The 23,725-nt window shown below is 68.3% G+C and carries 21 protein-coding genes; 12 read left to right on the top strand and 9 right to left on the bottom strand.

Translation table 11 applies throughout. The features are described 5' to 3' along the window. The first annotated feature begins 263 nt into the window (after positions 1-263). The 4 genes from CV_RS19375 (at position 264) to ylqF (ending at position 2,521) form a co-directional block, all read left to right on the top strand. Entirely contained in the window at positions 264-803 is a 540-nt protein-coding gene (locus tag CV_RS19375) for a hypothetical protein (protein WP_052278874.1), read from the top strand. A gap of 11 nt (positions 804-814) precedes the next feature. Further along, a complete protein-coding gene (locus CV_RS19370) occupies positions 815-1,165 on the top strand; it encodes a DUF4870 family protein (RefSeq protein WP_223938065.1) in 351 nt (116 codons plus the stop codon). Positions 1,166-1,366: 201 nt separating this feature from the next. Next, complete coding sequence (locus tag CV_RS19365) at positions 1,367-1,579, top strand: DUF3820 family protein (protein WP_043596768.1); 213 nt, start codon at positions 1,367-1,369, stop codon at positions 1,577-1,579. 3 nt (positions 1,580-1,582) lie between these two features. Continuing rightward, positions 1,583-2,521: a ribosome biogenesis GTPase YlqF gene (gene ylqF, locus CV_RS19360; RefSeq protein ID WP_011137459.1), complete on the top strand. Its 939-nt coding sequence runs from the start codon at positions 1,583-1,585 to the stop codon at positions 2,519-2,521. Between the two features lie 313 nt (positions 2,522-2,834). Here ylqF and CV_RS19355 read toward each other — a convergent pair whose 3' ends face one another. From CV_RS19355 to CV_RS19345, 3 genes are read right to left on the bottom strand one after another with little or no spacing between them, the layout of a single operon-like run. Next, positions 2,835-3,293 carry a DUF3592 domain-containing protein gene (locus tag CV_RS19355; RefSeq protein ID WP_011137458.1) on the bottom strand — a complete coding sequence of 153 codons (459 nt, stop codon included), beginning with the start codon at positions 3,291-3,293 and terminating at the stop codon, positions 2,835-2,837. Next, the gene (gene ruvX, locus CV_RS19350) at positions 3,293-3,733 is read right to left on the bottom strand and encodes a Holliday junction resolvase RuvX (RefSeq protein WP_043596766.1); all 441 of its coding nucleotides are present in this window, start codon (positions 3,731-3,733) and stop codon (positions 3,293-3,295) included. The genes CV_RS19355 and ruvX overlap by 1 nt, the downstream gene beginning before the upstream one ends. Then, positions 3,717-4,277: a YqgE/AlgH family protein gene (locus CV_RS19345; protein WP_043596763.1), complete on the bottom strand. Its 561-nt coding sequence runs from the start codon at positions 4,275-4,277 to the stop codon at positions 3,717-3,719. The genes ruvX and CV_RS19345 overlap by 17 nt, the downstream gene beginning before the upstream one ends. Positions 4,278-4,402: 125 nt before the next feature. Here CV_RS19345 and smc point away from each other — a divergent pair, with 125 nt between their 5' ends. From smc to CV_RS23095, 3 genes are all read left to right on the top strand, one after another. Further along, complete coding sequence (gene smc / locus CV_RS19340; RefSeq protein ID WP_011137455.1) at positions 4,403-7,891, top strand: chromosome segregation protein SMC; 3,489 nt, start codon at positions 4,403-4,405, stop codon at positions 7,889-7,891. Between the two features lie 197 nt (positions 7,892-8,088). Next, the gene (locus CV_RS19335; RefSeq protein WP_011137454.1) at positions 8,089-9,468 is read left to right on the top strand and encodes an MFS transporter; all 1,380 of its coding nucleotides are present in this window, start codon (positions 8,089-8,091) and stop codon (positions 9,466-9,468) included. Continuing rightward, complete coding sequence (locus CV_RS23095; protein ID WP_080509073.1) at positions 9,426-10,193, top strand: energy transducer TonB; 768 nt, start codon at positions 9,426-9,428, stop codon at positions 10,191-10,193. The genes CV_RS19335 and CV_RS23095 overlap by 43 nt, the downstream gene beginning before the upstream one ends. 15 nt (positions 10,194-10,208) lie before the next feature. Here CV_RS23095 and CV_RS19330 read toward each other — a convergent pair whose 3' ends face one another. Beyond that, positions 10,209-10,676: a MarR family winged helix-turn-helix transcriptional regulator gene (locus CV_RS19330; RefSeq protein ID WP_011137452.1), complete on the bottom strand. Its 468-nt coding sequence runs from the start codon at positions 10,674-10,676 to the stop codon at positions 10,209-10,211. 510 nt (positions 10,677-11,186) lie between these two features. Between CV_RS19330 and CV_RS19325 the strand changes: the two genes are divergently transcribed. The 5 genes from CV_RS19325 (at position 11,187) to CV_RS19305 (ending at position 17,847) form a co-directional block, all read left to right on the top strand. Continuing rightward, entirely contained in the window at positions 11,187-12,383 is a 1,197-nt protein-coding gene (locus CV_RS19325; protein WP_011137451.1) for a cell division protein ZipA C-terminal FtsZ-binding domain-containing protein, read from the top strand. 62 nt (positions 12,384-12,445) lie between these two features. Further along, on the top strand, positions 12,446-14,857 hold the full coding sequence (gene ligA / locus CV_RS19320; protein WP_043596760.1) for an NAD-dependent DNA ligase LigA: 2,412 nt from the start codon (positions 12,446-12,448) through the stop codon (positions 14,855-14,857). Between the two features lie 11 nt (positions 14,858-14,868). Then, a complete protein-coding gene (locus CV_RS19315) occupies positions 14,869-16,302 on the top strand; it encodes a tetratricopeptide repeat protein (RefSeq protein ID WP_011137449.1) in 1,434 nt (477 codons plus the stop codon). Between the two features lie 70 nt (positions 16,303-16,372). Then, positions 16,373-17,245 carry a UTP--glucose-1-phosphate uridylyltransferase GalU gene (gene galU, locus CV_RS19310; protein WP_011137448.1) on the top strand — a complete coding sequence of 291 codons (873 nt, stop codon included), beginning with the start codon at positions 16,373-16,375 and terminating at the stop codon, positions 17,243-17,245. A gap of 59 nt (positions 17,246-17,304) precedes the next feature. Further along, positions 17,305-17,847: a hypoxanthine-guanine phosphoribosyltransferase gene (locus CV_RS19305; protein ID WP_011137447.1), complete on the top strand. Its 543-nt coding sequence runs from the start codon at positions 17,305-17,307 to the stop codon at positions 17,845-17,847. Positions 17,848-17,905: 58 nt separating this feature from the next. Here the strand turns inward: CV_RS19305 and CV_RS19300 are convergent, their stop codons facing one another. Genes CV_RS19300 through CV_RS19280 form a run of 5 tightly spaced genes read right to left on the bottom strand, consistent with a single transcriptional unit; the run spans position 17,906 to position 23,691 of the window. Then, positions 17,906-18,673 carry an ABC transporter ATP-binding protein gene (locus CV_RS19300; RefSeq protein ID WP_011137446.1) on the bottom strand — a complete coding sequence of 256 codons (768 nt, stop codon included), beginning with the start codon at positions 18,671-18,673 and terminating at the stop codon, positions 17,906-17,908. After that, positions 18,666-19,622: a FecCD family ABC transporter permease gene (locus CV_RS19295; protein WP_052278873.1), complete on the bottom strand. Its 957-nt coding sequence runs from the start codon at positions 19,620-19,622 to the stop codon at positions 18,666-18,668. The genes CV_RS19300 and CV_RS19295 overlap by 8 nt, the downstream gene beginning before the upstream one ends. Further along, the gene (locus tag CV_RS19290; RefSeq protein ID WP_043596757.1) at positions 19,619-20,410 is read right to left on the bottom strand and encodes a heme/hemin ABC transporter substrate-binding protein; all 792 of its coding nucleotides are present in this window, start codon (positions 20,408-20,410) and stop codon (positions 19,619-19,621) included. Before CV_RS19290 ends, CV_RS19295 begins: the two co-directional genes overlap by 4 nt. After that, positions 20,400-21,434 (bottom strand): hemin-degrading factor, encoded by a 1,035-nt coding sequence (locus CV_RS19285; RefSeq protein ID WP_011137444.1) that lies wholly within the window; start codon positions 21,432-21,434, stop codon positions 20,400-20,402. The genes CV_RS19290 and CV_RS19285 overlap by 11 nt, the downstream gene beginning before the upstream one ends. A gap of 49 nt (positions 21,435-21,483) precedes the next feature. Further along, on the bottom strand, positions 21,484-23,691 hold the full coding sequence (locus tag CV_RS19280; RefSeq protein ID WP_011137443.1) for a TonB-dependent hemoglobin/transferrin/lactoferrin family receptor: 2,208 nt from the start codon (positions 23,689-23,691) through the stop codon (positions 21,484-21,486). Positions 23,692-23,725: the final 34 nt, after the last annotated feature.

Genomic DNA, 23,725 nt, shown 5'->3' with positions numbered 1-23,725 from the left:
AAGTCTTGGGAAACAACGGCTTGACGGCGGCGGCCATCATTGGCAGCATGGCCGAATGCTCGAACGCACCGTTTTCTTCGCCCACGCCTATTATTGGTACCGCCCCTCCCGGCGGCGCCAGGGATAGGCTCGACAGCGAGAAACGCGACACCTCGAGCACATTCCGACCATGCCGCCGCATCACCGGCGGCATTTGTCATTTCAGTCTCAAACAGCAAATGGTCTCCGGAGCGGCGGCAAGCTTCCATCCAGGAGACAGTGCCATGAACGAAGTCAGCGACGCCCTTTCACTCGCCACCAGCCGCAGTCTGCCCCAGGCCGACCTGCCGCTGTACCCGGCCGCCCTGGCGACCGACGGCGAGGCGCTGGCTTATCGCCCGGGGCCGCCGCGTGCGTTGCCGGACGGCGCCTGCCTGTCGGAGGCGCTGCTGCCGGAAATCCGCCTGCTGGCGCTGCGCCTGGCGCTCGGCCGCGGCTGGCCGGAAGGGCGGACGCCGGAGCGCGTCGCCGAGCCGGCCGACTGGCTTGCCGCGCGCATCCTGCTGCTGGAGTGGCAACAGGTGGAGCTGGCGCTGGACGAGCTGGCGCTGCTGGACGAGGCCAACCGCCGCGCGCAGGCATTGGCCGCCGCGCGCGGGCTGGCGTTCCAGCCGGCGCTGCCGGTGTTGCTGCCGACCGGCCGCGCGCCGGGCGCGCTGCGCGGCTGGCGCGCGCATCCGCTGCCGCGTGGCGGCGTGGCCGAGGCCAGCCGGCGCTGCCGCGAACGATTGTCGGCGCGTTTTGCCGAACTGTCTGGACAATAGAACAGGAGAGCATGCCCATGGAGCTGGAGCTGCACGACGAGAACGAACGCAAGCTGAACAATCTGACGCTGGCGGTGTACATCCTGCAGGCGGTGAGCCTGCTGGTCGGCGTCACCGCGCTGGTCGGGGTGATCATCAACTACGTGAAGCGCGACGATGTGCGCGGCACGCTGTACGAAAGCCATTTCGAATGGCAGATTCGCACCTTCTGGCTGGCGCTGCTCGGCTACGTCGTCGGTTTCGCCACCATCTGGCTGGTGGTCGGCGCCTTCGTGCTGTTCGCGGTGTGGGTGTGGTACATCTACCGGGTGGTGAAGGGCTTCCTGTACTTCAACGACCGCAAACCGATGCCGGCCCGATGAAAAGGCGGGCGCCGGAGCGCCCGCAAACGGCTCTGCGCGAACCGGGAAAAGCGGCCGATGGATCGGCTTGATGGCTGTACGCCATGCTAAACCGGCCGCCGGCGCCCTGCAGCGAAACCCGGCGGCCGCTTGTCCCCGGTCAAGCCTGGCAGCAAGCCGCCGACTTTGGCACAATGCCCAACCTCATCTATACCTGCCATCATGCAAGCCGAAGACCTGCTCTCCCTGACCACCCGCACGATGCCTTTCGGCAAGCACAAGGGCACGCTGATCTGCGATCTGCCGGGAAACTACCTGAACTGGTTCGCCCGCGAGGGCTTTCCGCCGGGCGAGATCGGCCGGCTGCTGCAACTGATGCAGGAACTCGACCACAACGGTCTGACTTATCTGCTGGACCCGATTAGAAAGCGCTGAACAATGGCAATCCAATGGTTTCCCGGCCATATGAACAAGGCGCGCAAGGATGTTTCCGAGCGCCTGAAGGATATCGACGTCGTCATCGAGATGCTGGATGCCCGCCTGCCGGCGTCCAGCGCCAACCCGATGTTGGCGCGCATGGCCAAGGGCAAGCCCAGGCTGATGCTGCTGAACAAGCAGGACCTGGCCGATCCGGCCGTCACCGAGCAGTGGCTGGCCTGGTACCGCGCCAAGAAGCAGACCGAGGCGCTGGGCATGGACGCCGGCGAGCGCGCGCCGGCGCAGCGGCTGATCGCCGCCTGCCGCGCGCTCGCCCCCAACCGCGGCGGACTGGAAAAGCCGCTGCGGGTGCTGATCTGCGGCATTCCCAATGTCGGCAAGTCCACGCTGATCAACAGCATGTCCAGCCGCAAGATCGCCAAGACCGGCAATATGCCCGGCGTCACCAAGAACGAGCAGCGCATCATCCTGGCCGACGACTTCGAGCTCTACGACACCCCCGGCATGCTGTGGCCGAAGATCGAGGTGGAGGAGGGCGGCTACAATCTGGCCGCCAGCGGCGCCGTCGGCCGCAACGCGATGGATGAGGAAGAGGTGGCGCTGGAGTTGCTGAAATACCTGCTGGTGCATTACCGCGCCGAACTGGCCGCCCGCTACAAGCTGGATGAGGAGGAACTGGACGGCGCGCAGGACTGGCAGGCGCTGGAGCGGATAGGCAAGCGGCGCGGCGCGGTGCTGTCCGGCGGCCGCATCAATATGCAGAAGGCGGCCGAGATCGTGCTGACCGATTTCCGCGACGGCCAGACCGGCCGCATCACGCTGGAGCGCCCGGAAGAGTGGGCGAAGTGGGAGAAGCGCGCCAAGGAGATCGCCGCCCAGCGCGCCGCCGAGCGCGAGGCGCGGGAGCAGGAAAAGGCCAGCCGCAAGGGCAGCCGCTGACCGCCGATTCGGTGCAGGCATGCCAAGCAGACAGGCCCGGATTTCCGGGCCTGTCGTCGTTTGATGGGGGGCGGAATAGCTCCGGCCATGGCGTCGACGATGCCGCCATCCAGCAGCGCGGCGCTGGCCAGCGCAAGCCGCGTGGTTTGGCTGATGCTGATGACGAGCCCTTGTTTGAGTCTGCCTTGGCTGTCCGTATCGGCCGCTCGGACATCGGACTCAATGGCGCTTCATAGTTTCGAACAAAACAATGGCTTGCGCCCAATTCCAGGGATGGGAAGGGCCTGGTCGGCCCTACGCGCAGGGAGGGGGCTTAGCCCCGGATCAGCAGGGCGACGCCGGCGACGGCGAACAGCAGCATCAGCAGTTGGCCGGCGCGCACGCTCCAGTGGGCGCCGGCCTCCAGGCAAGCCTGTTCCGGTTTGGCCGGGTTGTAGCGCACTTGCACCGACGCGCCTACGGGATAGCGGCTGACGGTGTCCTGCGCCAGCGTCTGGCTGCCGCCGAAGCCGGCGTCGGGGATACGGATGTTGCCGGCGCGGTGGGTTTGGCCGCCCGCCTGGTAGCGGTAGACGACGTCGGCGCGGTATTCGCGCGGGTCGCTGCTGTCGCCGCCGCGGCGCTGCCGCCATTCCACCTCGCTGCGTTCGACCGTGCCGACGGCCACCGGCCAGTCCTGCGCGGCATTGGCCAGCTGCGCCTGGCGCCACAGCCAGCAGAAGCCGGCGACGCTGACGGCGATCAGCAGCAAGGCGAACAGTTTGGCCGGCATCAGACGGCGGTGCCCGGCTGCTCGAACCAGCCGGCGAGGATGGCCTGGGCGGCCACCTGGTCCAGCGCCGGCTTCTGCTTGCGGCCTTTCTTCACGCCGGCCTCTTCCAGCAGTTGCTCGGCGATCACCGAGGTGTAGCGCTCGTCCACCAGCCATACCGGCAGGCCGAAACGGCCCTTCAGCCGGTTGGCGAAGCGGCGCGACAGCGCGGACAGCTCATGTTCCTCGCCGTCCGGATGCATGGGCAGGCCCACCACCAGCTGCCTGGGCTGCCACTCTTCTATCAGCCTGGCGATGGCGGCGAAGCGCTCGTCGGTGACGGCCGTGTCTATCGTGGCCAGCGGATGGGGAATGCCGAGAATCGTGTCGCCGACGGCGACGCCGATGCGGCGCTCGCCGAAATCGAAAGCCAATGCGCAACCTTCAGGCATGGCCGACATCCGACGACAGCAGGGAGGGATCGAAGCCAAGCAGCGCCATCGCGGCGTCGTAGCGCTCTTCGTACGGCAGGTCGAACACGATGGACGGCTCGGCCGGCACGGTCAGCCAGCCGTTGTCGGCGATTTCCTTTTCCAGCTGGCCGGCGGACCAGCCGGCATAGCCGAGCGAGATCAGCAGCTGTTCGGGCTTCTTGCCCTCGGACACCGCCACCAGCACGTCCTTCGAGGTGGTCAGCGCGATGTCGTCGGTGACCATCAGGCTGGATTGCCAGTTGCCGGCCGGCTGGTGCAGCACGAAGCCGCGGTCCGGCTGCACCGGGCCGCCGAAGTAGACCAGGCCGGTGCGGGTATCCTCGTCGTCCAGCGGCAGGTCGATCTGGTCGAACAGCTGCGCCATGGCGATGCCGGACGGCTTGTTGATGATCAGACCCATGGCGCCGTGCTCGCCATGCTCGCACAGATAGACCAGCGATTTGGCGAACAGCGGGTCGCCCATGCCTGGCATGGCGATCAGGAAGTGATGGGACAGCGATAGGGATTCCATACGGCCATTATGGCACAACTGCCATGCCGGCTGGCTAGCGGCATTTTGTCGCTTTGGCGGCGCGAGCGCCGGCGGCGGCGGCCTGATAAAATGAACAGTTTGCTCCACTTCGCAGCGAGGACGTTTTGCGCCTGACCCATATCAAGCTCGCCGGTTTCAAGTCATTCGTCGACCCCACCAGCATCGCGGTGCCGGGCCAACTGGTGGCGGTGATCGGCCCCAACGGCTGCGGCAAATCGAACGTGATCGATGCCGTGCGCTGGGTATTGGGCGAGTCGTCGGCCAAGCAACTGCGGGGCGAATCGATGCAGGACGTGATCTTCAACGGCTCGTCCAGCCGCAAGCCGGTGTCGCGGGCGTCGGTGGAGCTGGTGTTCGACAACGGCGACGGCCAGCTGACCGGCCCATGGGGCCAGTACGCCGAGGTGGCGATCAAGCGGGTGCTGACGCGGCAGGGCGAATCCAGCTACTACATCAACAGCCAGCAGGTGAGGCGGCGCGACATCACCGATCTTTTCCTCGGCACCGGCGTCGGCGCGCGCGGCTACGCGGTGATCGAGCAGGGCATGATCTCGCGCATCATCGAGGCGCGGCCGGAAGAGCTGCGCGCTTATCTGGAGGAAGCGGCCGGCGTGTCCAAGTACAAGGAGCGCCGCCGCGAGACCGAAAACCGCCTGACCGACACCCGCGCCAACCTGGAACGCATCGCCGACCTGCAGCAGGAGCTGGAGCGCCAGGTGGAGCGCTTGTCCGAGCAGGCCGAAGTGGCCGCGCAATACCACGACATGCGCGGCGCGCTGACGCACAAGCAGAACCTGCTGGCGCTGGCGAGGCGCGAGGAGGCGGCCCGCAACGAGGCGCACGCCCGCGGCGAGCTGGCGCGCATCGAAACCGAGGAGGCCGCGCTGGAAGCCTCGGCCACCCATCTGGAAACCGAACAGGAAACCGTGCGCGAGCAGCATTTCGCCGCCAGCGACGCGGTGCACGAGGCGCAGCAGCGGCTGTTCGAGGCCAACGCCCAGCTGGCGAGGCTAGAGGAGGCGCAGCGACACCGCGAGCAAAGCCGGCAGCGGCTGGAGCGCGATCTCTTGGCCGCGCGCGGCGAGCGCCAGCAACTGGCGGACAACCGCCAGCAGGTGGAGGCGGAGCTGGACGACTGGCTGCCCAGGCTGGAAGAGGCGCAGCTGAGGCAGGAGGAAGCGCAGATGGCGCTGGAGGACGGCGCCGACGAGCTGCCGACCGCCGAGGCGGCGTTCCGCCAGCTGGACCAGCGGCAGTCGCAGCTGGTCGCGCAACAGGCCAACCTCACCCGCGAGCGGGACCTGTCGCGGCAGAAGATAGAACATTGGCAGCGCGGCATGCAGCAGCTGGACGGCCGCGACGCCGCGCTGACGCGCGAACTGTCCGATCTGAATCTGCCCGAGCACCAGGCGCTGGACGCCGCGCGGCAGGCGGTGGACAAGGCCAAGGCCGCGCTGGACGCGGTGCGGGCGAGGCTGGTGGCCGACGAGGCCAAGCAGGCGGATCTCGCCGCCGAGCGGGAGAAGATCGATCAGCAACTGGCCGCCAAGCGCACCGAGCTCGCGCGCGCCGAAGCCGAAGCCGCCGCGTTGGCCGCGCTGCTGCAGCGCGAGGCGGCGGACGAACAGCTGGCCGGCTGGCTGGAGACGCATGGCCTGGCCGACGCGCCGCAGCTGTGGCAGTCGCTGCAGGTGGACGCGCGCTGGCAGCAGGCGCTGGAAGCGGCGCTGGGCGAGCGTCTGTCCGCCCGCGCCGCCGCCTTGCCCGGCGAGCCGCCGCCGGCGGCGCTGGCGGTGGTGGACGGCAAGCGCGCCGCCGCGGCCGGGCTGCCCGAGCGCGCCTGGCCGGCCCTGTCGGCGGCAGTGAAGGCGCAAGCGCCGTTCGACGCGGCCTTGGGCGACTGGCTGGCCGGCGTGTATCTGGCCGATACGCTGGACGCCGCCCTGGCGCGGCGCGGCGAACTGACGGCCGGCGAATGCTGGCTGACGCCGGAAGGCCATCGCGTCGACGCCGTCAGCGTGCGCTATCACGCCGAAGCCAGCGGCGACGGCCTGATGGCGCGCAAGCGGCAGCTGGACGAGGCATCGGCCCGCGCCGACGTCTTGCGGCCTGAGATCGACGCCATGCAGAAGAAGCGGGACAGCCTGCAAAGCATCGGCAATATGCTGGCCGAGGCGGTGCGCGGCCAGAAGGGATCGCTGACCCGTCTGGAGGCGGAGCTGAACGCGTCGACGCTGGAGCACGTCAAGCTCGACCAGGCGGCGCGGCAAGGCGCCGCGCGGCTGTCGGCGATCGAGGCCGAGCGCGGCCGCATCGCCGAGGAGCGGCGGCATGCCGAGGAGGGCATCGCCGAGGCCGAGCTGATGGGCGAGGAGGCGGCGCTGACGCTGGAAGAGCTGGGCCTGCAGCTGGAAGAGGCGCGGCTGGAGCGCCTGAACGCCGAAACCCGCCTGGAGCTGGCGCGCAACAAGGCGCGCGACGCCGAGCGGGTGCTGCACGAGATCAAGCTGGCGCTGCACAGCGCCGAGCAGAAAGTCGCCGAGCTGTCGCGCCGCGGCCGCGAGCTGGCCGACCGCGACGAGCAACTGCAGGAAAGGCTGGAAACGCTGGTCGGCGAAGCCGAAACGGTGGACGAGGCGGTGCCCGAGGAGGCGCTGCAAATGGCGCTGGCCGAGCGCGAGGCGCGCGATGGCGAAGTGTCCGCCGCGCGCGACCGGCTCAACCAGTTGACCGAGCGGATGCGCGAGATCACCCAGCGCCAGCACGAGGCCAATGCCGCGCTGCCGGCGCTGCGCGAGGCGCGCTCCGACTGGCTGCTCAAGCATCAGGAGGCCAGGCTGGCGATGGAGCGCTTCGCCGAGGAGCTGGCCCAGGCGGAGGCGGATGAGGCTGCCTTGCTGGCCGACCTCAACGAAGGCGTGAAGCCAAACGCGCTGGCGGCGGAAATCGCCCGGCTGGCGCGCGCGCTGGAAGGGCTGGGCGCGGTCAACCTGGCGGCGCTGCAGGAGTTGGACGAAGCGAAGAAGCGGGGCGAGTACCTGCAAAGCCAGTCCGACGACCTGAACCAGGCGATGGCGACGCTGGAGGAGGCGATCGCCAAGATAGACGGCGAAACCCGCGACATGCTGCAGACCACCTACGACGCGGTCAACGCCAAGATGCGCGAATTCTTCCCCACCCTGTTCGGCGGCGGCCGCGCCGAGCTGGTGTTGACCGGCGAGGACCTGCTGGACGCCGGCGTGCAGATCATCGCCCAGCCGCCGGGCAAGAAGAACAGCACCATCCACCTGCTGTCCGGCGGCGAGAAGGCCCTGACCGCGATGAGCCTGGTGTTCTCGTTGTTTTCCCTGAATCCGGCGCCGTTCTGCCTCTTGGACGAGGTGGACGCGCCGCTGGACGACGCCAATACCAGCCGCTTCTGCGACCTGGTCAAGCAGATGTCCGAGCGCACCCAGTTCCTCTATATTTCACACAACCGGCTGACGATGGAAATGGCCGAGCAGCTGGTGGGCGTGACCATGCAGGAGCAGGGCGTCAGCCGCATCGTGGCGGTGGACATCGTCGAGGCGCTGAAGATGCGCGAAACGGCTTGAGCGCGGGCGCCGTTCGACTCGCGTCCCGCGCCCGGCCGGAGCGCGCCTTCCATGAAGCGATCGCGGACAGGCGCCCAATCCGGTCTTGATCCGGCGCAAGTCCGCCGGCATGGGCGGATGGCATACTGCGCCGCCTGGCCGACTGGATTGCGTGCGACAGTCCGGACGCGTCGTTCTGTCATTGTGGAAGTCGAGTCATGACCGTAAGCATCAAGCGTTGGGAGCCGGAAAACGTCATTTTCTGGCTGAGCCGCGGCCGCGGCATCGCCCGGCGCAATCTGTGGCTGTCCGTGTTTTCCCTGCACCTCAACTTCAACATCTGGATGATGTGGAGCATGGTGGTGGTCAATCTGCCGGCGGTCGGCTTCCTGATCTCCGGCCAGCAGCAGTTCCTGCTGGTGTCGATTCCGCCCTTGGTCGGCGCGCTGATGCGCTTGATCTACTCGTGGATCTGGAGCTGGGTGGGCGGCGGCCTATGGCTGGGGCTATCGACGCTATTGCTGCTGCTGCCGGCCTGGGGCGTAGGCCGGGTGGTGCAGGACATCGCCTCGCCGTTCTGGCAGCTGCTGCTGGTGGCGGGATTGTGCGGCGTAGGCGGCGGCGCCAGCGCGTCCCACTTGTCCAATACCAGCTTCTTCTTCCCCAGGTCCGAGAAGGGCTTGGCGATGGGGCTCAACGCCGGTTTCGGCAACCTGGGCGTGTCGGTGGCGCAGCTGCTGATCCCCTTGTGCATCCTGTATCCGCTGTTCGGCGCTTGGGCCGGCGAGCCCCAGGTGTGGGGCCGCGGCGGCGAGGTGCATTTCGTCTGGCTGCAGAACGCCGCCTACGTCTGGCTGCCATTGATCGCGCTGATCGCCGCGGCCTGCCTGCTGTACGCGCACGACCTGCCCAAGCTGCGCATCACGCCGCACGACCAGCTGGACGCGATGCGCGAGGGGCACACCTGGTATATCTGCTTGCTGTACATGGGCAGCTACGGCACCTTTCTCGGTTTTTCCGCCGCCTTCCCGCTGCTCGCCCGCGCGATGTTTCCCCAGGTGGACGCCAGCCCCTATCTATTCGTCGGGCCCATGGTGTGCGCGCTGTCGCGTCCTCTGGGCGGCTGGATGGGCGACCGCGTCGGCGGCGGCGTGGCCACCGTGGCCAGCAATCTGCTGATGGCGCTGGGCACCGTCGGCGTCTACCTGAGCCTGCCGTCTGCGGTCAGCGGCGGTTCGTTCTGGCTGTTCCTGGCGATGTTCCAGCTGATCTTTTTCGCCGCCGGCGTCGGCAACGGCTCGTCCTACCAGCTGGCGCCCAAGGTCTTCCTGATCCAGGCCGGCCGCGACGCGCAGCGTCATGGCGAAAGCCTGCAGCAGGCTTATGCCAGAGGAGGCCGACGCGGCGCTTCGGCGATGAATGTCAGTTCGGTGATGGCGGCCTTCGGCGGTTTCGTGATTCCCAAGGCCTTCGGTTCCTCGCTGAGCTGGTTCGGCAGCTTTCTGCCGGCATTCGGGATGTTCTTCCTGTTCTATCTGCTGTGCTGCGCGGTGGCATGGTGGCAGTACAGCCGTCCGGGGGCGGCGATGCGTTGCTGAACCGCGACGACAGGCGCTGGTGGCGGGCTTTGTTGCTGTCCGCCGCCATCCATTTGTCGGCGCTGGCCGCTTGGCTGGCGCTGGACGGCCGCGCCACGGCGCCGCCCGCTGATACGGCGCCGCTGGTGCTGGCGTTGAGGCCGGCCGGCTCGCCTTCTGCTGACCGCGCGGCCATTCGTTCGGACCCAGCCCGCTATGGCTCCCCGCCGCCGGGCAGGCCGGCGGCGGCAGGCGGGCGTCGGCCAGGCATTGGTCATCCGGAGGCGGAGAAAAGACGCGTTGGCTCGCCTGTGCCCGCAACGCCGGAATGGGCGGGACGAGAATGGAAGACGGAGCCGAAGGATGGCGTTGGACCTGGCGGACTTGCTGCACTCACCGGCGGAAATCGAGCGGGAAAGACGGAGGGCGCCGATACGGGCGCGCTCAAAGGGGGCGGGGACAGCGACGCCTCATACGCGCCGGCGTATCTGGAGAATCCGCAACCCGCGTATCCGGAGCGTTCCCGCCAACTCGGAGAGGAGGGCGTGGTGACGCTCAGCGTCAGAGCTGGCGTGGACGGCCGGGTGCTGGCGGTGACGGTGGCGCGCAGCAGCGGTTTCAGGCGGCTGGATCAAGCCGCTACCGATGCTGTGTCGAGGTGGCGTTTCGTTCCCGCGAAGCGCAGCGGCAAACCGGTGGAGTCCGACTGGACGGTGCCGGTGCGCTTCGAGGTGAAGGGGCGCTAGCGCCCCGCCGGCGGCTCAGGCCGGCGTGTTTTCCTGCTGCTCCAGCGCCTGGCTGAAGCTGGCGCGCAGGCGGCCAAGCTCGTTGCAGAATCCGGAGAGGTCCTGCTCGCCGAATTGTTGGAAGGCGTTGTGCATGTAGTCAAGATGGGCCGGGAAGGCGTCATTGAACAATTGCTGGCCGTACGGGGTCAAAGCCACGAATACGCTGCGGCGGTCGTTGGGCTGCATGCTGCGGGTGACGATGCCCTTGTCTTCCAGGCGGTCCAGCACGCCGGTCAGCGTGCCCTTGGTGATCAGCGTGTGATCGGACAGCTCCTTGCAGTTCATCCCTTGGCTGTTGCCCAGCGTGGTGACCACGTCGAATTGCGGCGGTGTCAGTCCCAGCCGGCGGATATTGTAGCTGGCGAACTGTTCAAAGGCCTGATAGGTGCGCGACAGTTCGCGTACGACAGGCAGGAAACTGGCTTGATCGGATTTTTTCATCGAAAGAGTCCCCGTGCTGTTCTTAAGCAGAGTGGTACAGAGTAAGGCCCTAATTGACAGAGTCACCTACAATTCTGACACGCGCTCTGGATAAATTCGCCTGTCTGAAATGTCATGTTCATCCAGACAAAATTTTCTAGATCGGCCTGTCCTTATCGGCAGTAAACAAGGCGGATCGATCGATGGCAGCGCGGGGAATGCCGGATTTCGGCATGACGCCAGCCTGGAATCGGTTTTTGTCAAGCGCCAGGGCATTGCCAAATGGTGCGCCGAGGCGGGCTTTCGTTATAATGAGCGAGAAATGCCCGCGAGCGGCGGGCCGGCAGCCGGAAAACGGCGGCCGGGCAGGGACAGGATAATAACGGGAAGCTGCCTGAAAAGCATCGCCGCAAGAAACGGGCGGGCATCCGGGGCGATCGGCGCGGGGCGCGGCGTCAGGGCGCTTGTTTACCGGCTCTTGATGGTTTTGGACAGGCGGCTTCGATTATTCGCCTTAATGCGGACTGGCTAATGAGCGAATTGCAGATTGGTGTATTGATATTGGGCGGCGGCGTGATCGCCCTGGTTGTCGGTTTCAACGTGTTCCAGGAATGGCGTTTCCGCAAGCGGACGCAGCAGGCGTTCGCGCGCGCCCATGATGACGTATTGCTGGACGTTCCCAAGAACAATGTCCGCGACGGCGTGCGAGCCGACAGGATGGAGCCGGTGCTGGTGGACGCGGAGCTGGAGCCGGAGGATGACGCGCTGGCGTTCGAGCCGCAGTTTCCCGAACAGGCGCCCGTCGCCCGCGAGCCGGCCGCGCATCCTGCCAGACAGGAGCCGGCCGCGCCGCAGTTCGACGTGCCGGTGATAGACGAGGAGGACGAGGCCGAGCTGGCGATGGACTCCGCCGACCACCAGGCGCTGGTGGTCGCGATGCTGGATCCGTCGCTGGACTTCATCGCCGAGGTGGTGTTCCACGAGCCGCACGAGCTGGCCGCGATGCCGCGCTTCAACGTCGGCAAGCGCACCCAACTGATCGGCCGCACCGAACGCGGCCTGTGGAAGGTGGCCGAGGCGCTGCCGGGCACCCGCTACAAGCAGATCAACGTCAGCATGCAGATGGTGGACCGCTCCGGCGCGGTGACCGAGCAGGAGCTCGCCGCCTTCTGCCAGCAGGTGTCGCGCTTCGCCGAGGACCATGACGCCGCCGTCAGCTTCCCGCAGCGCCAGCAGAAGCTGGTGGCCGCGCGCGAGCTGGACCGCTTCTGCGCCGACGTCGACGTGCTGATCGGCATCAACATCGTGCCCCGATCGGCCATCGAGGGCGCGCGCCTGCGCAGCTTCGCCGAGGCGGCCGGACTGCAGCTGGAGCCGGACGGCGCCTTCCACTACCTGGCCGATTCCGGCAATACTCTCTATTCGCTGGTGGCTGCCGACCAGATGCCGTTCACTTTCCACACGCTGCTGGACAAGTCCTTCCCGGCGCTGACGCTGTTGTTCGACGTGCCACGCGTCGCCGGCGGCGTCGACGTGTTCGACCGCGCCGTGCATTTCGCGCGCCAGCTGGCGCAGGAGTTCGACGCCCAGCTGGTGGACGACAACCGCCGCGTGCTGAGCGAGACGGGGCTGGCCCGCATCCGCGACCAGCTGCTGCACATCTATGGCAGCATGGACGACCGCGGCATCGCGCCGGGCAGCGTGGCGGCCCTGCGCCTGTTCGCCTGAACGATGATTTGACGATACCCGGGGCCGGCTTTGCCGGCCCTTTTGCCGTTCGAGAGTTTCCGATGACCGCAAATGAATTGCGCGCAGCCGAGCTGCGCGAGCTGCTGAACCGCTACGGCCATGAATATTATGTGCTGGACGCGCCGACGGTGCCCGACGCCGAATACGACCGCCTGTTCCGCGAGCTGCAGGCGCTGGAAGAGGCGCATCCGGAACTGGCGGTCTCCGATTCGCCGACCCGCCGCGTCGGCGGCGCGCCGCTGGACGAGTTCGTCAGCGTCGTGCACGCGGTGCCTATGCTGTCCCTGTCCAACGCTTTCTCCGACATGCAGCTGACCGACCCGGCCGAGCGCCACTCCGAGCTGATCCAGTTCGACGAGCGGGTGCGCAAGGGACTGGACGCGGCCGAGGTGGAGTACGCGACCGAACCCAAGTTCGACGGCCTGGCTATCTCCCTGCTGTACGAGAACGGCGTGCTGACCCGCGCCGCCACCCGCGGCGACGGCGTGGCCGGCGAGCAGGTGACCGAGAACGTGCGCACCATACGCGCGATTCCGCTGAAGCTGGATGGCGCGAATCCGCCGGCGCTGCTGGAGGTGCGCGGCGAGGTGCTGATGCTGAAGCGCGACTTCGAGCGGCTGAACGCCGATCAGATCGCCCGCGGCGACAAGACCTTCGCCAATCCGCGCAACGCCGCCGCCGGTAGTCTGCGCCAGCTGGATTCGCGCATCACCGCGCAGCGCCGGCTGTCGTTCTTCGCTTATTCCATCGCCCAGGTCGGCGGGGCTGACTGGCCGGCGACGCACGCCGGCGAGATGGCCTGGCTGAAAACGCTGGGTTTTCCGGTGGTCATGGACAGCCTGCGGCCGGTGGTCAGCGGCGCAGCCGGCCTGGCCGGCTATTACGAGGCGGTGCTGACGGCCCGCGCCGGCCTGCCCTTCGAGATAGACGGCGTGGTGTACAAGGTGAACCGGCGCGACCAGCAGGAGGCGCTGGGTTTCGTGTCGCGCGCGCCGCGCTGGGCCATCGCCCACAAATTCCCGGCGGAGGAAGCGCTGACCTGCGTCGAGGCGATCGAGGAGCAGGTGGGCCGCACCGGCGCCATCACGCCGGTGGCGCGGCTGAAGCCGGTCTTCGTCGGCGGCGTCACCGTCACCAACGCCACGCTGCACAATGAGGACGAGGTGCGGCGCAAGGACGTGCGCGTCGGCGACACCGTGGTGGTGCGCCGCGCCGGCGACGTGATTCCCGAGGTGGTGTCGGTGGTGCTGGCGCAGCGGCCGATGCAGCCGGCCGAAGGCGGCGACCTGTTCAGTGCCGGCGAGGAGCCGCGATACCCGGCCTACCGCTTGCCGACCGCCTGCCCGGTGTGCGGCAGCCACGTGGTGCGCGAGGAGGGCGAGGCCATCGCCCGCTGCTCGGGCGGGCTGTCCTGCCGTGCCCAGCGCAGCCAGGCGATCCAGCACTTCGCCGGCCGCCGCATGATGGACATTGACGGCCTGGGCGAGCGCTATATCGACAAGCTGGTCGAGTACGGTTATGTCCAGGGCGTGGCCGACCTGTACCGGCTGAAGCTGGAAGACCTGCTGGAGATGAAGCGCCGCGCCGACGAGGACGAGGGCGTGACGCCGGAGACGGTGAAGGCCGGCAAGGTGGCCAGCAAGTGGGCGGAAAACCTGATCGAGGCGATAGACGCCAGCCGCGCGCCGCCGCTGGCCCGACTCCTGTTCGCGCTGGGCATCCGCCATGTCGGCGAATCCACCGCCAAGACGCTGGCCGACTGGCTGGGCACCATGGCGCTGATCCGCCGCTGTCCGGCGGCGTTGTTCGCCGCGCTGCCGGACATCGGCGGCGTGGTGGCCGATTCGCTGGCCGATTTTTTCGCCGAGGACAACAATGAAAAGGCGCTGGACGCCTTGCTGGCCGAAGTGAAGCCGGCCGACGAGCATGCGCCGTCGCCCAAGCTGCGCGAGCGGCTGGACGACGCGTCGCTGCTGGCGCGGCTGGCCATTCCGCGGCTGACCGAGGTGCGCAGCCAGCAACTGGCCGCGCAGCGCAGCCTGGCCTGGCTGGGGCAGAGCGAGCGCCGCGCGTTGCTGGCGCTGGAACTGCCGGCCGAGGTGGTCAACGCCCTGGCCGACTGGCTGGACGAACCGGGCCGCCGCGCGGCGCTGGCCAGCCTGGCCGGCCTGCGGGACGAGATCCTTGCCAGCCTGCCGGCCGCGGCCGAGGCGGCGGCGCTGCCGCTGGAAGGCAAGACGCTGGTGCTGACCGGCACGCTGCCCACGCTGAGCCGCGATCAGGCCAAGGCGCTGATCGAGGCCGCCGGCGGCAAGGTGTCCGGCAGCGTGTCCAAGAAAACCCACTACGTGGTGGCCGGCGAGGAGGCGGGCGGCAAGCTCGCCAAGGCGCAGGAACTGGGCGTGGCGATACTGGACGAGGCAGGCCTGCAAGCCTTGCTGGCGGGTAACTGAACGAGGTTGAGATGACATCTGCTGCGATGGCGACAGCCTATTTCGACAAAGGCAATCAATGCGCGGCCCGCTGCGACTGGCTGGGCGCGATCGAGGCCTTCGACCACTGCCTGTCCCTGAATCCGCGCGACTGGCAGGCGCTTGCCAATCGCGGCAATGCCAAGGTGCAGCGCGAGGATCTGTCAGGCGCGCTGGAGGACTATCTGGCCGCCGCCGCGCTGAATCCGTCTTCCTGCAATATAAAAAGCAATCTGGCGGTGCTGTTGAAGGAGCTGGGGGAGCTGGATTTAGCCGCGGCCTTGCTGGAGGAGGTGCTGGCCGCGGAGCCCGCCCATGTCGACGCCTGGAGCAATCTGGGGATCGTGCGGCAGCACCAGCGGCGCTACCAGGATGCGATCGCCTGCCAGCAGAACGCATTGGCCATCGCCGGGCCTTCGGTCGCGCGTTACAGCAATCTGGGCAATGCCTATAGCTGCGCGCTGATGCTGGATGCGGCGATCGAGGTGCAGCGCAAGGGACTGGAGCTGGCGCCGGATGATGCCAACCTGCAGTTCAACCAGTCCATCACCTTGCTGACTGCGGGCCGTTACGCCGAAGCCTGGCCGCTGTACGAGGCGCGCTGGCGCAGCGTGCTCAGGCCGAGGTTGACCCAAAAGCGCTGGCAGGGCGAAGCGCTGGGCGAACGCACGCTGCTGCTGTGGTCGGAGCAGGGGCTGGGGGACAGCCTGCAGATGGTCAGGCTGCTGTCCTGCTTGCGGCGCGCGCATCCGCAGGCCAGGCTGTTGCTGGCCTGCCCGGTCTCCTTTCATAGATTGTTCGCGCAATTCGACGGCGTGAGCCTGCTGCCGGCCGATGCGCTGCCTGAGCATGACTGCCAGTTGCCGCTGATGTCCTTGCCGTGGCTGCTGGGCATCACGCTGGACAATTTGCCGACCGAACCCTATCTGCGCGTGCCCGGCGGCATGGTGCCGCCGCTGCCGGCGGCGAGCCGGCGCAGAGTGGGCGTGGTGTGGGAGAGCGGCCTTTGGGGGGTCGGCGTCGCCGATCTGGGGCGCCAGCACAAATCTATCCCTGCCGGACTATTCGCCGAAATCTGCCGGGTTCCCGGCATCGAGTTCATCGCCCTGCAGCCGGGAGGGGTTCCCGCCGAGCTGAGCGATTGGGTCCGCGCCTGTCCGATCAGCGATTTCGCCGATACCGCGGCGCTGGCCGCGCAGATGGACCTGGTAATCTGCGTCGACACCGCCATCCTGCATCTGGCTGGCGCGATGGGGCGGCCGGTATGGGCCTTGCTGCGGGCCGAGAGCGCGCCGTTCTTCCTGGCAGATGCCGAAACCGCGCCGTGGTATCCATCGGTGAAATTGTGGCGGCAGCCGGCGCCCGGCGCCTGGGAGCCCATGCTGAAGCAGATCGCTGAGGCGCTGGCTGGACGACAGACATTTTGACCTTGAGCGAAGTCGGGCTAGAATGCGGCGCTGTTATCTAGCCTGATCGACATGGATTGCGGAGTTTGAGATGAAGAAAATCACCAAAGCGGTATTTCCGGTGGCCGGTCTGGGCACCCGTTTCCTGCCCGCCACCAAGGCCAGTCCCAAGGAGATGCTGCCCGTCGTCGACAAGCCGCTGATCCAGTACGCGGTGGAGGAGGCGATCGCCGCCGGCATGACCGAGCTGATCTTCATCACCGGCCGCAACAAGCGTTCGATCGAGGACCATTTCGACAAAGCCTACGAGCTGGAGACCGAGCTCGAATACAAGAACAAGCAGAAGCTGCTGCAGCTGGTGCAGGAAATCATTCCGCCTTCTGTCAGCTGCATCTATATCCGCCAGACCGAGGCGCTGGGCCTGGGCCATGCCGTGCTGTGCGCGCGCCCGGTGGTGGGAGACGAGCCGTTTGCGGTGATTCTGGCCGACGATTTGATCGAAGGCGCGCCGGGCGCGATGGAGCAGATGGTGCGCCTGTTCGACGAGACCCACTCGTCCATCCTGGGCGTGGAGACCGTGGCGCCGGAAGAGACCGGCTCCTATGGCATCGTCAAGGTGGCCGCAAATGCGCAAGGCCATCAGCGCGTAGAGCACATCGTGGAGAAGCCGCGCCCGGAAGAGGCGCCGTCCAATCTGGCCGTGGTCGGCCGCTATATCCTGACCCCGCGCATCTTCGACAAGCTGGTCAACACCGCAGCCGGCGCCGGCGGCGAAATCCAGCTGACCGACGGCATCGCCGCGCTGATGAAGAACGAGCCGGTGCTGGCCTTGCCCTTCAAGGGCACCCGCTACGATTGCGGCTCCAAGCTGGGCTATCTGAAGGCCACGGTCAACTATGGTTTGAAGCACAATGAGGTGGCCGGCGATTTCGCCGCCTTCCTGCGCGAGCTGAAGCTCGACTGACCGTTTTTCCCATTGCGCCGCCCGCGGGCGGCGCCGCCTGTTCTGTTCAAGGAGTCATCATGCCTAATATTGCCGAAGCCCGCGGTCTGATCAACAGCTCCGACGTGCTGTTCACCGCCGAGCAAGTCAGCGCCGCCGTCGATCGCATGGCGGTGGAAATCACCGAAAAGCTGGGCGAAGAATACCCGCTGGTGCTGTCCGTGATGGGCGGCGCCGTGGTGTTCACCGGCCAGTTGCTGCCGCGCCTGGCCTTCCCGCTGGATTTCGACTACGTCCACGTGTCCCGCTACGGCGACAAGACCCACGGCGGCGAGCTGGTGTGGAAGCAGGCGCCGAAGGAAGATGTGCGCGACCGCGTGGTGCTGGTGCTGGACGACATCCTGGACGAGGGCCACACCATGGCCGCCATCCGCGACAAGGTGATGAGCATGGGCGCGAAGGCTTTCTACAGCGGCGTGTTCGCCAACAAACTGATCAGCAAGGAAAAGCCGCTGGCGGCCGACTTCGTCGGTCTGGACGTGCCGGACCGCTACGTGTTCGGCTACGGCATGGACGTGCGCGGCGCCTGGCGCAACCTGCCGGCGATCTACGCGCTGAAGTAAGGCGGGGAGCCGTCGCGCAAAAAGCCGCCCCCGGCATCCGGGAGGCGGCTTTTGTGTTTCAGGCGGCCCGCCGGTGCGTGGCGCGGTGTTCCAGCCGCACCGGCCAGCGGTATACCGCCAGCAGCCGTTCCGGCGTCAGCACCGCGCGCGGCTGGCCCTCGGCCAGCAGCCGCCCGTCGCTCAGCAGCGCCACCCGATCCGCGTACTCGGCCGCCAGCTGCAGATCATGCAGCACCTGGGCGACGGTCTTGCCCTGGGCGGCGAGTTCGCGCAGCAGCAGCTGCAGCTTGTGCTGGTGGCGCAGGTCCAGGTGGTTGGTCGGCTCGTCCAGCAGGATGACCGGCGCTTGCTGCGCCAGCGCGCGGGCGATGGCGACCCGCTGGCGTTCGCCGCCCGACAGCGCGTCCAGCCGCTTGGCCGCGTGGCCGTCCATTTCCACGGTGGCCAGCGCTTCGGCCACCGCGGTCCGGTCGGACGGCGACGGGCGGGTGAAGGCGCCCAGATAGGGCATGCGGCCCAGGGCGACAAACTCCGCCACCGTCAGCGGAATGTCGGCGGGCAAGTGTTGCGGCACCCAGGCGATGCGCCGGGCGCGCTGCAGCGCGTCCATCCGGCAGACGCACTGGCCGTCCAGGCGCACCGCGCCTTGGCTGGGAACGGCCAGGCCGGCCAGCAGCCGCAGCAACGTGGTCTTGCCGGCGCCGTTGGGGCCGAGCAGCGCGCTGACCTGGCCGGCAGGCAGGTCCAGGCGGATGTCGCGCAGCAGCGCGCGGCCGTTCACGCTGTAACCGAGTTCGCGCGCTTTCAGAGTATGGGTGTCAGGCATCGCGGGGGCTCCGTTGTTGGCGGCGGAAAAGCCAGATGAAGAAGGGCGGGCCGGCGAAGGCGGCCATCAGCCCCACCGGCAGGTCAAGCGGCCAGGCGATGTTGCGCGCCAGCGTGTCCACCGCCAGCAGGAACAGCGCACCGGCCCACGCCGATGTCAGGATCAGCTTGCGGCGGCAGCCGCCGACCAGCAGCGCCAGCGCGTTGGGAATCATCATGCCCACGAAGCCGATCACGCCGGACAGCGCCACCGCGCCGCCGGTGGCCAGCGCCGCGCCGATGGCGGCCAGCCGCCGGGTGCGGCGGGTGTCTATGCCCAGCGAGCGGGCGGTCTCCTCGCCCAGCAGCAGGCAGTCCAGGTCGCGCCCTATCGCGCACAGCAGCGCGACGCCGAACCCGGCGATCAGCAGGCACGGCCACAGCCGGCCGGGCAGCGCCGATCCCAGGTTGCCGGCCAGCCAGCTGCTGGCGGCGCGCAGCGTCAGGTCGTCGGACAGGAACAGAATCAGGCTGGACACCGCGCCGCAGAACGCGCCGACCACCAGCCCCATCAGCAGCAGGCCGGCCAGGCCGCCTTTGGCCAGACGCGCCAGCGCCAGGATCAGCCAGGTGGCGGCCAGGCCGCCGCCGAAGGCCGCCAGCGGCAGCGACAGGCCAGCCATGCCCAGCGCCAGCACCGCGATCACCGCCAGCGCGGCGCCGCTCGAGGTGCCGATCAGGCCGGGATCGGCCAGCGGATTGCGGAACAGCGCCTGCAGCGCGGCGCCGCTGGCGGCCAGCGCCGCGCCGACGCCGAGCGCGGCGACCACGCGCGGCAGGCGCAGTTCGGCGACCAGCGGATCCGCCAGATTGGGCCATGCCAAGTGGCCGGCGGAACTGGCCAGCGCCAGCAGCGGCAGCGCCGCGCTGGCGATGACCAGGACAGGCCACAGCAGTCGGGCGCCGCTCACATCCTCACCATCCGTTCGACCACCTCCGGGCTGCCCAGGCCGATCAGCATGCCCTGCTGCGGCGGCAGCAGGTAGATGCGCCCCTGTTTGCCGGCGGGCGTGGCGGCGATCTCCGGGCGTCTGGCGAAGGCGTCCTTGCCGCCGTATGCGGCGGCGGTGTGGCTGCCCAGGATGATCACGTCCGGCTTCAGCGCTTGCCAGGCGTCGCGCGCCAGCGGCTTGAAACCGTTGAGGCCGGCCGCGGCGTTGACGCCGCCGGCGGCGCGGATCAGGGTGTCGGGAGCAGTCTCGCCGCCGGCGACCAGGCTGCCGTCGTAGCTGACCAGGTAGCGCACGGTTCGGCCGGCGCGGGGCTGCATGCCGCGCTGCCAGTCGGCCGCCAGCTTGGCGGCGGCGGCGTCGCGGCCCAGCAGCGAGCCCACCTTGCGGATGGCCTCGGCGAAGTCGCGGCCGTCTTCGCGGGCGCTGACCGCCTCGGCGCGGAACTTCAGCTGCTTCAGCTGCGGCCACAGCGTCGGCGGCTGGGCGGCGGCGCTGCCCAGCACCAGGGTGGGTTTGAGCTTGGCGATGGCTTCGGCGTTCAGCGCGCGGGAAAAGCCCACCACCTGGGCGTGGGCCAGCTCGGCTTCCTTGCTGCCGCGGTCACGGCCCACCACCTCGCCGGCCGCGCCCAGCGCGACTACGATCTCGGCGATGTCGGGCGTCACCACCACCAGCCGCTCGGCGGCGAGGCCGGCCGGCGGCAGGGCGGCCAGCAGCAGGCCGGCCAGCAGGGTTTTACGCGACATCGGCTTTCTCCAGCAGCGGCAGCTCGCCCAGCAGCTTCACCCATTCCGCCCGCTCCGGGCGGCCCGGCTTGCGCTCGCCGAAGAAGGTGGCCAGCGATTCGCCCTGCTCGTCGAACAACTCCAGCGAGGTGACCACGCCGTTGTCGCCGGGCTTGCGGGTGACCCAGGCTTCTGCGATCAGGTCGGTGCGCAGGTGCAGGTTGAAGTCCGGGTCCAGCACGTTCAGCCAGTCGCCGACCACCTGGATGTTGCGCACCGGGCCGGTGTGGATCTGGATCATGCCGCGGTTGCCGGCGAACACCATGATCGGCGTTTCGGTGGCGGCGGCGCGGCGCAGCAACTGCTCGACCGCGTCTTCGCGCACGCGCCAGGCCTGGCCTGCCGGCGCCAGCCGGAAGCCCTGGCGGCGCGATACCTGCCAGCGGCGCAGGAAGGGGTGGAAGGCGTGCACGTCGTTCAGGCTGCGCCACTCGGCCTGGAACGCGGCGCGGTCTATGGCGTCGTCGGGTTGCTCGGCGGCGGCCGCGGCGACCGGCTCCAGCTCCAGCGCCGCCGGGGTCGAGGCGAAACGCGCGGCCAGCGCGTCGAAGGCGGCGACGTCGCTGTCGGCGGTCAGATAGACCTTGTGCACGGCTTCTCCGTGGCGGTCGAAGAACTGCAGGCTGCGCTGGACGCCGCGCGGCGTCTCGCCGCGCACGGCGAAACCGTGCCGCCAGTGGAACAGGAAGATGCGCAGGTCTATCACCGGGTTGATGGCGAGGCCGACCCTGCCGTCGATTTCGACATTGGCGTAGTCGCCCTTGGTTTCATGGACGCAGGCATGGTTGCGCGTCAACGCCATCACCCGGCCCAGCGGGGCCAAGGCGGCGAGGATGGCCGGCCATTCCGGCTGCAGCGGGGTGGCGGCCGGGTCGGCGGCCACCAGCTCGCATTCGCTGACGCCCAGCGCCATCGCGGCGTCGCGGACGCGCAGCTTGGGCTGGCTGGCTTTGAGCGCCTGGTAGCGGTCCCATAGCTGGCTCATGGTGTTCTCCTGTGGTTGGCGGCGGGCGGGAGGCCGCCCGCCGGGTGGATCAGAATTGGTATTCGACGCTGGCGCTGACGTTGCGGCCGGGCTGGGTGTAGCGGTCCAGCGCCGGATCGCCGGCGGCCATGCCGCGCACGTCGGCGGTCTTCCAGTATTTGCGGTCGAAGATGTTGAACACGCCGGCGCGCACGGTGGTGCCCTTGGCCGGCTTCCAGTAGGCGGTCAGGTCCAGCGTCGCGTAGCCCGGGGTCTCGAAACCGGCGGTCTGCCCGGCCGAAGGCGGGGGCAGCGCCACCGCCGGCGCGCGGTTGTTGCGGACGGCGGCGCGCAGCAGCGCCTCCCCGCCGAAGCGCGCCTGGCCGTAGCGCAGGCCCAGCACCGCCGACATCGGCGCGACCGACGCCAGCGCGGTGTGGCTGTCGAGATCCTCGCCGTGGGTGTAGGCGACGGCGGCGTGGGTCTGCCAGCCCGGAGCGAAGCGCCAGGCGGCGCGCGCTTCGGCCCCCTTGATGTCGACCCGGCCGATGTTCTGGTACTGATAGGTCAGCAGGCCGTTCACCATGCCCAGACTCTGCTGCTCGATGAAGTCGCGGTAGCGGTTCTGATAGGCGGTCAGGCCGAAGTCGACGCTGTCCCACTGGCCTTTCAATCCCAGCTCGACGCCGCGGCTGGTTTCCGATTTCAGCGCGGGGTTGACGATCACCTGGTAGCCGTGGGCGCGGTTGACGAAGGCCATGTTGGCGTCGTCGAACGGCGGCGCGCGGAAGCCGGACGACAGCTGGGCGAAGGCGGTGTAATGGCCGGCGAACGGGATGCTCAGGCCCAGCTTGGGCGAGAACGCGCTGTCGCTGAACGACGGCACGGCCTGGCCGCCGCTGTTGGCATAGGCCTGGTCCGGGCTGGTGGTCATCTTGTAATGGTCCCAGCGCAGCGATGGCGACAGGACGACGCCGTTCGCGAACTTCATCTCGTCCTGAACGAACAGGCCGACGCGGTTCGAGGCGCTGTCGGGGAAGGTCTTGCTGGGGAAGGTCTCGCCGCCCACGACGTTGCTGGCGCTGCCGTCGGCGTTGTATTGCGTCTTGAGCCGTGGCCGGCTGGTGTCGGTGCGCGAGAGGTCCACGCCCCACAGCAGCAGCTGTTCGGCCGACAGCGCGGCGAAACGGTGCTCGGCGTCCAGGCTCAGGCCGAGGATTTTCTGGTCGAAGCCGTAATTCGACGCGATGCGGCTGCCATTGCCGTACTGCTCGAGGCTGTCGTCGGCATTGTCCAGCTTTTGCTGGTACAGCTTGACGGCCAGGCGTTCGAAAGGCCCGGTCCGTTTCGCTTCCCAGCCAAGCGAAACGCGGTCGCGCTGGGTGCGGTCGGCGGCGGTCTGCGCTTGCAGCGCCGGCTTGGGCCGGCCCGAGCGGCGGTCGATGGAGGCCGGGTACAGCGTGTTCAGCAGCTTGGTGTCGGTGTCGCGCCGGAAATGCTCCAGCGTCAGCTCCAGCCGCTGCCGTTCGACCAGCTTGTAGCCCAGCTTGGCCAGCAGGCTGTCGCTGTGCCAGCTTTGCGGATTGGGCGCGGTGCGGGCGGCGCCGTCGCTGCCGTTGCCGCCTTGGTTGCCGGTTTCATGGCCGTTGCGATGAGTGTAGATCAGCATGGCGTCGGCGCGCTCGCCCTTGGCGCCGAAGCCGGCGCTGCCCCCCCAGCTATTGTCCGCGCCGGCGCCGAAGGCCTTGACGCTGCCGCCTATCCCCTGGTCTTCCGGCACGAAGTCGTCGACCGCCTTGGTGCGGTAGCCGATCACGCCGCCGATGGCGTCCGAGCCGTACAGGCTGGAGGTCGGCCCCTTGACGATGTCGATCGCCCGCAGCGTTTCCAGTTCGACGAAGTCGCGGCCGGCGATGGCGCCGTTGCCGTTGCCGCCGCCGGCATAGGCTTCAGGCAGCCGCTCGCCGTCGATCAGCATCAGGATGCGGTTGCCGTCGATGCCGCGTATGGTCCACCCCGCGTTGCCGCGGCGGCTGGGGTCGGCGGCCACCTCCACGCCCGGCTCGTATTTCGCCGCGTCGGCAATATCGCGGATCAGCCGGTCGTCCAGCTTGTGGCGCGACACCACGGCGGCGTTGGGGGCGGTTTCCGCCAGCGGTTTCTCGCTGCGGTGCGCGGTGACCTGGATGGTCTCCAGCGCCGGCGAGGCGGTGTCTGCGAAGGCGGGCCAGGCTGCCGCCAGGCTCAGCACCAGAGGGGTGGCACGGAACAGGGCCATGGAAACTCCAATGTTGTTGTCGTTTCCGCTGGCT

This window comes from Chromobacterium violaceum ATCC 12472, assembly GCF_000007705.1.
In the GTDB taxonomy this organism is placed as follows: domain Bacteria; phylum Pseudomonadota; class Gammaproteobacteria; order Burkholderiales; family Chromobacteriaceae; genus Chromobacterium; species Chromobacterium violaceum.
Note: the sequence above shows the minus strand (reverse complement) of the source record. Positions and strands in the feature narration are given on the sequence as shown.